Origin of the sequence: Bradyrhizobium sp. SZCCHNR1017 (genome assembly GCF_032381375.1) — a bacterium.
Classification (GTDB): Bacteria; Pseudomonadota; Alphaproteobacteria; order Rhizobiales; family Xanthobacteraceae; genus Bradyrhizobium.
Window position 1 is genome coordinate 22883 of sequence record NZ_JAUHIR010000030.1, and the last position, 9032, is coordinate 31914.

General features: G+C 61.9%; 8 protein-coding genes. 5 read left to right on the top strand and 3 right to left on the bottom strand.

All coding sequences use genetic code 11. The features are described 5' to 3' along the window. Positions 1 to 124: 124 nt before the first annotated feature. Complete coding sequence (locus QW863_RS35445) at positions 125 to 841, bottom strand: acyl-homoserine-lactone synthase (RefSeq protein ID WP_315716437.1); 717 nt, start codon at positions 839 to 841, stop codon at positions 125 to 127. Positions 842 to 1546: 705 nt separating this feature from the next. Here QW863_RS35445 and QW863_RS35450 point away from each other — a divergent pair. From QW863_RS35450 to QW863_RS35470, 5 genes are all read left to right on the top strand, one after another. Further along, positions 1547 to 2323 carry a LuxR family transcriptional regulator gene (locus QW863_RS35450; protein ID WP_315716436.1) on the top strand — a complete coding sequence of 259 codons (777 nt, stop codon included), beginning with the start codon at positions 1547 to 1549 and terminating at the stop codon, positions 2321 to 2323. A 386-nt stretch (positions 2324 to 2709) separates the two neighbouring features. Next, positions 2710 to 3996 (top strand): aminotransferase class I/II-fold pyridoxal phosphate-dependent enzyme, encoded by a 1287-nt coding sequence (locus QW863_RS35455; protein WP_315716435.1) that lies wholly within the window; start codon positions 2710 to 2712, stop codon positions 3994 to 3996. A 60-nt stretch (positions 3997 to 4056) separates the two neighbouring features. Next, positions 4057 to 4914: a GntR family transcriptional regulator gene (locus QW863_RS35460; RefSeq protein WP_315716470.1), complete on the top strand. Its 858-nt coding sequence runs from the start codon at positions 4057 to 4059 to the stop codon at positions 4912 to 4914. Next, positions 4907 to 5935: a cyclase family protein gene (locus QW863_RS35465; RefSeq protein ID WP_315716434.1), complete on the top strand. Its 1029-nt coding sequence runs from the start codon at positions 4907 to 4909 to the stop codon at positions 5933 to 5935. The genes QW863_RS35460 and QW863_RS35465 overlap by 8 nt, the downstream gene beginning before the upstream one ends. Positions 5936 to 5937: 2 nt before the next feature. Next, positions 5938 to 6732, top strand: a complete 795-nt coding sequence (locus tag QW863_RS35470) for an SDR family NAD(P)-dependent oxidoreductase (RefSeq protein ID WP_315729352.1) — start codon at positions 5938 to 5940, stop codon at positions 6730 to 6732. Positions 6733 to 6740: 8 nt separating this feature from the next. Here QW863_RS35470 and QW863_RS35475 read toward each other — a convergent pair whose 3' ends face one another. Then, a complete protein-coding gene (locus QW863_RS35475) occupies positions 6741 to 8456 on the bottom strand; it encodes an acetolactate synthase catalytic subunit (RefSeq protein WP_315716469.1) in 1716 nt (571 codons plus the stop codon). A 20-nt stretch (positions 8457 to 8476) separates the two neighbouring features. Continuing rightward, positions 8477 to 9032, bottom strand: a 556-nt coding sequence (locus tag QW863_RS35480) for an aminotransferase class III-fold pyridoxal phosphate-dependent enzyme (protein ID WP_315770036.1), incomplete at its 5' end; no start/stop codon positions are given.

The following is a 9032-nucleotide window of genomic DNA, read 5'->3' on the forward strand; positions in this document are numbered from 1 at the left end:
CGGCGATGCCGCATCTTCTTCAGAGACGGTCAATCGCGCTTGGGCCCAAAGCCTGATGCAAGCGCTGATCGGCCCTCACTGGCGGGCCTGCGGCGGAAAGATGATCGAAGGTTCGGGATCGCGCTCATCCAGCCTCCACGAGCCCTTCCAACTCCGGCCTGCAGCCCAGTCCTTTGGGCTCCGATGGAGCATCCTCTGCCAAGCGCGGGGACAGTGCTGATGCGGCAGGCCCCGGAGAAGGGCTCTCATGCAGCGCCTTCGGGAGGCCGGTATGCTGGCGAACCAATTCCAGCACGGCTGATGATACGTCGATATAGGCCGCCCCAATGTCATGCCCCGGAAACGGCAGCTTCGCTCCCAGTGGCCTCACCGGGCAGCCATGGGCAGCGATGACATTCTTGAAGATCCAGCTGGGCATGACACCAAGATAGGACGAGATGCCGTTGGCGAGGCCAAATTCCTGACAAGCCTGTATGAGCTGCCCGATCACTCGGCGCCGTCCGCCGGCGCTCAGCGCACGATCGCAGCCGAATCGCGATGCTTCCCAGATTTCGTCCGAATGCGGCAGCAAGCCTTCAACCAGGTTGGGCCACAAGGACTTGACCATGTAGGGGCGTGTGGTCGGAATCAGCCGTGCAGTTCCAAGCGCCTGATCTTGCTCGTCCACGACCAGGATGTAGGTGGCTGCCGGTGTGTCGAACTCATCATATTCCATGCCCTGATAATGAGGCACGGACCACCCCTGGCGCTCGACGAACATCCGGTACCGCAACCGATGATGCGAAATCCAGGCTTCGCCATATCGATGGATGGTCTCCCACCTGATCAAAAGGGTACGCATGAGCATCTTCCAATGTGCCACGTGACGGGAAGATGCAGACTAATCGGCACAGCGTCAGCGAGGCAGCTACCCAGTCGAGTAGTTCACGCGTCTATGGAGCGGCTGCAGTCCTACCGGCTGCTCAGAGGAAGACAACTGTCAGACATCGCCCCAATATCACCTACAATCTGACGCAATTCTGAGTTGTATTGGGGTGTAGTTCTTGGCTTTTGCAAGGCTCGTCCAGGCCCGTTTGAACGGGTTCAGCTTGGGATGGCCGCGAGGCCTGACTTGCGCGGGCTGCGTGCCTGGAAGAATGCCTCAGGTGCATGGGTTCCGCTCAAAACGTATACCAGCAATCTGTTGCAAACTGACAGAAGTGCTGAGGAGCGCCTATCCAGCAGGCACTTTGCTGCGCGATCTGATTGCCGGAGTCGGCAAGATCGTCAGGGCCGCCGCTTCCGGAGGAGGGCAATGTTGATGACATCGCGGCTTCGGAAAAGATCAATCGAATATGATCGTCAATTGCACGACGGAGCGTATCATGGTACGGTCTACCTCAGGTTGGGTTGAAGTTTGGACAAGCAAGCGCCTGCTTCTCGCCTTGGTAGAGGCAGGCGAGGGGGCAAGAGCGGACCGTCGGCGATCGGGACGTTGAGACGGGACCCGTTTTCACGATCACATCTGGGCGGAAGTTTGCGCAGCTTTGTCTGCCGTGAGGTAGCAATGGACCTCTTCAGCTTCATCGATTGTGCAAACCGCACGCAGTCGCTGTCCGACCTCTTCGATCTTCTCGTCGGTTCTGCAGCCGATGAGGGTTTCGGCCAGGTGGCTTATGGCGCCTTGAACTACGAAGAGACGATACGGCTGCCAGAGCATCCGATGCCGGCCATCGCTCTCAACTTTCCGCTCGATTGGCGCAAGCATTATTTCGAGCGCAAGTATCACGAGATCGATCCGGTCGTCAGGCGAACCCCGTTTCACAGCAGGCCATTCATATGGGATCAGCTGCTCGAGCAGAAGCAGCTGCAGGACGGCGAGCAGTTGGTCCTTCATGAGAGCCGCGAAGCCGGTCTCAAGCACGGGGTGAGCGTGCCGCTGTTTGGGCCGTCGGGGCGCATTTCCGTTCTATCCTTTGCATCCCGCTTCGACGATGCCGACCCGGTCCGCCATCTCAAGCATCTTTACGCCTTGGCGTGTCAGTTCCATGTCGCTTTTGGCGAGCTTGCCCAGCCGGTGAAGGGCAAGAAGGCGATCGGGCTTTCGCAGCGCGAACGCGAATGCCTGAAGTGGACCGCAGAGGGTAAATCCTCCTGGGATATCGGAATCATCCTCAAGATCAGCGAAAACACGATCAACTTCCACCTCAAGAAGGTGATGAAAAAGCTTGGCACGAACAGCCGGACGGTCGCCGTCGTGAGGGCGATAAGGCTTGGTCTCATCGAGATCCCCGGACCATCCAGCCCGTCCATGTCGGTGTCGACCGACACAACCACCGACTAGAGCCGCCGCCCCCCTCCTGTCTGATCGGTGACGTAACGCCGCTTCGGCGCGGCTATCAGCATACGCCTCCCCGTGTGGCGCATCCCTGGCCCGACGTCAAAGCTGCTGCTGTGATTGCACATGCCGGCCGGATCGCCGCCGAACTCACTTGATCGTGCTGTCTGCCGCCCGTGAGCAATCCTTGTGCCTAGATGTCCTCGATCTGGCACCGGACGAGTGACCCGCCGCTATCCAGGTTGGTAGCTGCACAAAGAAGCACGCGTGATCTAGCAATGAGGAGGTCGAGCTGCAAGAGCCTGACTGGCGATCGGCGCGATCAACCGGCCAAGCCAATTGTATACACATCAATACAAGTCGGTCACCTCAGGCGAACGAGGAACGGTATCATGCAACACGCGACGGATTTGTCTGGCAATGCTCGTCCGGTGGGACGCTTTCGTAACACCGCGTATGTGATCAATGAGAGCAGATCGCATTTCGATGCGGCACATGACGCCGGCCTCATGGCCGTCTATGGTCGTTCGCTGCGCGGCCGCGCCGTGGCGCTTGGCGTTGGCGATGTCAAGAACAGGCCGCACGCGATCGACTTCGTTCGATGCTCATATCTCGGGCTCGACAATCATCCGGTGATCGTGTCCGGCGCAATTGACGCGATTGAAGCGCACCGTTCCGTTCACTGGTCTTGCGCTCGCACGCGTCTCAACTTCGACCTGCTCTCGGAATTGGAAGCCACCCTGTCCGAGATGTTTGCCGCTCGGGTGATTGCGTTCTCGACGGTGATGCTGGCCAATCTCGGCGCCATGCCGATCCTGGCCTCCGGCCTTCTGACGAGTGGAATCAAGCCGGTCGTGGCGTTCGATCGCCTGGCCCATATTTCGCTCGCCTATCACAAGCCGGTGGTTGCCGACGAGACCCGGGTCGAAGCCATTCCTCACAACGACATTGCGGCGCTGGAGAAACTGTGTCGCGAAGAGCCGGTCGTCGCCTATGTCTGTGACGGCGTCTACTCGATGGGAGGACATGCGCCGATCCCGGAGCTGCTGAGGCTGCAGCAGCAATATGGACTGTTTCTCTACATCGACGACGCACATGGGGTGTCATTGTTCGGCGATCAGGGCCAGGGTTTCGCACGCTCGCAGTTTGGCAGCGACCTTGGCGATCGCACCATCATTGCTGCTTCTCTGGGCAAGGGATTCGGCGCCTCGGGCGGGGTTCTGATGCTGGGAACGGCCGAGCAGGAAGCGCTGTTCCGGCGATATGCCCTCCCGCATGCGTTCTCGGCCGCTGCCAATTTGGCGGCGGTCGGGGCAGCTCTTGGCTCGTGCAGAATTCACCGGTCGGCAGAACTTGGCCAGCGGCAGCGGCGACTGGCCCAGCGGATCAATCTTTTCGATCGGCGAATTCCAACTGCCGAAAGCGGCAATTCGCTGCCGATCCGGATGATCACGGTCGGCTCCGAGGCGGCCGCCATCGCCATGGCGCGTGATTTCCTCGATGCCGGCTTCTACACATCGGTCACCTTTTTTCCAACGGTCGCCCAGGGCAAGGCGGGCATCCGCGTCTGCCTGACTGCTGACCACGACGTCGAAGACATCGAACGGCTTTGCGACTGCATTCTGACGAAAAGCCCTTCGGTGTCGCGACAGCCCGAAACAGTGGCTGCGTTGGCCTGATTGCCACGAGCGCGGGTGCTCAAGGTCAGTGCCTTGCAGTGGGGCCGTTGGAGACAGGCGATGCAAAGACGAGAAAGTCAGAGTGTCATTGTGAGCGCCGGCCGCGCTCGCCGCGGCAGGGCAGGCGGGCTGCCAAATGCGTCCGGCAAAGATCAGATCGTCCTGCACCGGACGATAGGGCGCGGCCCACGCACTCCAGCCCCTTCGCTGGCCGAGGGCACATTCAGCCGGCTTCGGCACATGCTGATCGTGGGCGAGGTCCGTCCGGGTCAGCAGATGACCTTGGGGGGTCTGGCGCGTCAGCTCGGAACGAGTCCGACGCCTGTCCGGGATGCCCTGTCCCGGCTTGCCGCCGCAGATGCCGTCCAACAGAGCCGCGAGTTCGGTGTCATCGTGCCCATCCTTGGAGTTGCCGAGCTGGAAGAGCTGCGCCGGCTCCGCGTTGCCGTCGAAGGTCTGGCGTTTGCGAATGCTGCGGAGATGCACCGCAAGGCCGATTGGCGCATTTTCAAGCTGCTCCACACCGATGTCTGCAGGGCTGCCGAAACCGGGCAGGCCGTGCAGTTTGCCGCAGCGGTCTGGGCGTTGCGCATGGCTCTTCTCGGCCTGTCTGAACCGAGTGTCTTGTCGATGTTCGTCGACAGAATCTGGTGCCGATTTGGACCAACCTTCACTCACAAGGCCTCTGACGATGGCTCGCGACGCGAAGTGACCATGCTGCTCGGCGAGATTGTCGAAGCGATCGGCCGGCGCGATCCATCGGGAGCTCAGAGGGCTGTGATCGCCGAGATCGACTGCCGCGATATGTATCGCATCAGTGAGACCAAGCGCGATCTGCCGGCACCGCCGCTCGTGCCGAATGCTGAGCCAGGCTCTGCGGCTGCGAGGCATCTCCAATCGGGGGCTGATCATGTTTAGGCGTTGGCAACGGCGGCCGATCGGTTCGAACTGGGGCGACTTCGGTGATGATGACGAGCTTGGCCGCCTCAACTATCTCACTCCCGACGTCTGCAGGCGGGCGGTGCGGTGCGTGCAGGAGGGGCTGACATTCTGTCTCAGTCTTCCTCTCAATCTCCCGGGGGGAACCGTCATTCACCGTCTTCGACAGCCGCCAAGGCTTTCGGCACTTGCCCGTGGCGGAGACGGCGCGCTCAACTACAATTACCCGCTCGCCAACGAGCAGCCAGGAGCAACCGATATCGTAAGCGACGACGTGGTGACGCTCGCGACGCAGTATTCAACCCATTGGGACACGTTCGCCCATGTTGGGCAGAGCTTCGATGCCGATGACGACGGCGTTCCCGAACCGCTCTACTATAATGGCTGGCGCGCCGGCCGCGAGGTCGCGGCGCCTGATCCGGAGACAGGGGTAGCACGAACACTCCGACTCGGTGTTGACACCATGGCACGTGCCTGCATCCAGGGACGGGGTGTTCTCATCGATCTGTGTCATCACCTCGGGCGCGATCGGCACCTGGTCGGCTATGACGATTTGATGCGGATCATCGAGGCTGACGGGGTGGAAGTCGAACGCGGCGACCTGGTGTGCTTATATTCGGGCTTTGGTGATCTCGTCCTCGCGGCTTCGGGCGCCCTCGACCCCGCTGATGCGCATCCTGCGCGCTGCCCGGAGCTCGATGGGCGTGACCAGAAGCTGCAGCGCTGGATCGACGACAGCGGCCTGTCGGCCTTGATTTCGGACAACATTGGCGTCGAAGCGTTGCCGGCGCGCCCTGACCACCACGATCGGCGCGCGACACTGCCGCTCCACGAGTTTTGCCTGTTCAAGGTCGGGGTGGCGCTTGGCGAGTTGTGGTATCTGTCGGAGCTTGCACAGTGGTTGAGATGCCACGATCGGCGTTGCTTTCTTCTGACCGCGCCGCCGTTGCGGCTGCCTGGTGCGGTTGGATCTCCAGTCACGCCGGTCGCGACGGTCTGACTATGCCGCAGGCGAAGGCCACATCGATCGCGGCAGATGGGGGCAGGGTGGCCCTGATCACAGGCGGGGCCAGTGGAATTGGTCTGGCGATTGTGCGTCGTCTTCTCGATGACGGCATCCGAGTTGCGTTCGTGTCCAGGCAGGAGGACCATGTCGCCCGAGCTCTCGATCATCTCGGCCGCGATCAAGCTCGGCTGATTGCCGACGCGATCGACGTGACCTGCGAAGAGAAGATGGCTGCGTTCGTCGATCGGGTACGCCGACGGTGGGATGATGTGACGATCCTGGTGAACAACGCTGGCATCTCACCCAAGCGCAGCGATCCGGCAACTCCCTGGATGATGCAGACGTCAGCACAGGAATGGCAGAGCGTCATTGCCGTCAACCTGAATGGACCCTTCATGCTGACCCGCCTGATCGCACCGGCGATGATCCGGAGGCGTATGGGACGCATCGTCAACATCGGCTCGCTTGCAGGACGTGCCGTCCCACACATTGCCGGTCCGCATTACGCAGCCTCAAAGGCCGGCCTCGTGGGTCTCACCCGTGCCGTGGCCCGCGACCTTGCTCCGTTCGGCATAACCGTCAACTGCGTTGCCCCCGGCCGTATCTTGAGCGATATGACCGGGCCTGCGGATAGCGAGATCAACCGTGTTGCACTCAGCCGGATCCCGCTGGGGCGCTTCGGAACGGCCGACGAGGTTGCGGGACTCGTCGGCTTTCTCGTCGGCTCACCGGCCGCGGCGTTCCTGACTGGGGCAACACTGGATGTCACCGGAGGTGAATTCGCCGCGTGACGTGGCGATCACATCGCTGGCTCGACCAGCTCGGGTCGGTCGAGCGTACCATCGTAAAGCGACAAGGGCGGGTGGGCGTCAGCTGCGCTGATCACATCGATCAAACAGGGGCGCCGCGCCGTCAATGCGGTCGCGAGCGCAGTTGCAAGCTCGCCGGGGGCGGTGACGCGAATCGCGGCACACCCGCAGGCCTGCGCGATCTCGGCATGTGAGACCGGGCCAAGGTGGCATGCGCTGGTGAACCGGCCGAACTTCGCTGTTTCGGCGTCCTTCTGATAGCCAAGGACGCCGTTGTTGAGCACGATGACGACCACGGCGATGTCGCTGCGAACCATGGTTTCGAGTTCGGCCCAGCTATGGGCAAATCCGCCGTCACCCACCACCGCGACGACAGGATGCTGAGGTTCGGCCAGCTTGGCGCCCATCGCCAAAGGCAGGCCCCAACCCAGTCCCGCAAGTCCGCGCGGTGTGATGAAGCGCATGCCGGTCCGTAAGCCGCGCAACTGGCCGACGATCCACATCGAGGCGTAGCTCGCATCTGCAACGACGATGGTTTCTGGCGTCAGACGGCGTTGGAGCTCCTTCATGATCCGTTCGGGACGGATTGGAGTCTTGTTGGTTTCCCTGACGGAAGAGCGGTCAATCTCGAACTGACGCCATGCCGCCGCGATGCGGCTCTCAAGCTCGCCCCGTTGTCGCTGCCGCATTCGGAGATCGCGGGCTTGTATCGCCGAACACAACAGCTCGAGCGTTGTGGCGGCATCGCCGACCAGGCGGAGCGCCTGGTAGTTGCGCCCGATTTCCTGCGGATCGATGTCGATATGAATGAGCTTGGCGCTCGGCGGAATCAGTCGCCAGCTATCGGTTCCGTTCTGGTTGGTGCGCGAGCCCACCAGGAGCACGGTATCGGCTTCGTCGAGCAGCCGGCGCGTATGCCGTCCAAGCGAGCCTGGGCCGTTCAAGGCGCCTAGCACGCCACACGACAACGGATGGTGCTCGTCGACACTCCCTTTGCCCATATTGGTCGTGAAGACGGGCAGGTGAGCGATGTCCTGCAGCCGGGCCAGGGCTTCGGCAGCGGCTTTGGATGTGGCGCCGCCGCCTGCCACGACGATCGGAGAACGGGCTGCGGCGATCATGTCGGCCGCGGCTTCGATGAGGTCTCTCGACGGGCCAGTGCGGTCGATCGGCCATTGGCCGTAGCTGGCGTTCCGTTGCAATCGCGGTGTGATGGCGCGTTCGCGCAGGAGATCGGCAGGCAGCAGCAGAACCGCTGGTCCCGGACGTCCGCTTCCTGCAGCAACGAAGGCGCCATCGACATAATCGTCGACGCGATCAGCAGTGAGCATGCGACGAACCGATTTGGCGCAAGGAGCAAATAGCGCCAAGTGGTCGAGATCCTGAAACGCGTTACGGTCCAGCTGAGGACGCTCGACGTCCTGAACCAGCGCCACAACGGGAATGCTGGCCTTGTAAGCTTCGGCCAGCGGCGGGACTAGGAGGGTTGCAGCAGGGCCATTCTGTGCAGCGACGACGGCAATCCGGCCGGAAATGCGGGCAAAACCATCTGCCATGGCGCCGCCCATGTTCTCCTGGCGATAGGCGAGCTGTCTGATGCCGATCGCTTCTGCCGCAAGGATGACGGCCGAAGGAAGACTCTGGGCGAAGATGATTTCGACGCCGTGTCGCTTCAGTGCCAACGCGATGCGCTCGGCGACGGTCATGTTCTCGTTCTCATTCTGATTCACGGCTGATCCCACTCGAAGCTCTGCGCCACATCCGACAGAAAATGTTCAAACACCTGCCCGACCAGGTCGACGTCTCCGTCCGCCATCGGGGTTGAAAGGCACGCGGCGGCGCCGTTCGGCAGAATGATGCCCTCAGCCGCGAAGTAACGCGTCATCTCCGTCATGATGGCGGCTTCGCTGGGTGACCAGAACGCCTCGCGAAAGTCCCGTGGCGGCCGCCGCTTCGGGTGAATGCGAAACAGTGATGCGGCGCCTGTGACCGAGAAGGCGACTTGCCATCGTTCGATCGCCTGCCTGAGGCGGCTTCGGAGCAGATCGCCAAGCTGCTCCAGACGGACAAAAGCCGCCTGATCAAGGTTCTGCATCGCGATCAGACCGGCGGTCATCGACATTGGATTGGCCGAGAATGTTCCCCCTTGCGGGACGGCCGGCCTGCTCCGGCCGGCGTCGAACATGCTCATCACCGATGCGCGCCCGGCAACCGCCCCGATCGGGAGTCCTCCACCGATGATCTTGCCGAGCGTATAGAGGTCTGGCTCCAGACCATAGCGT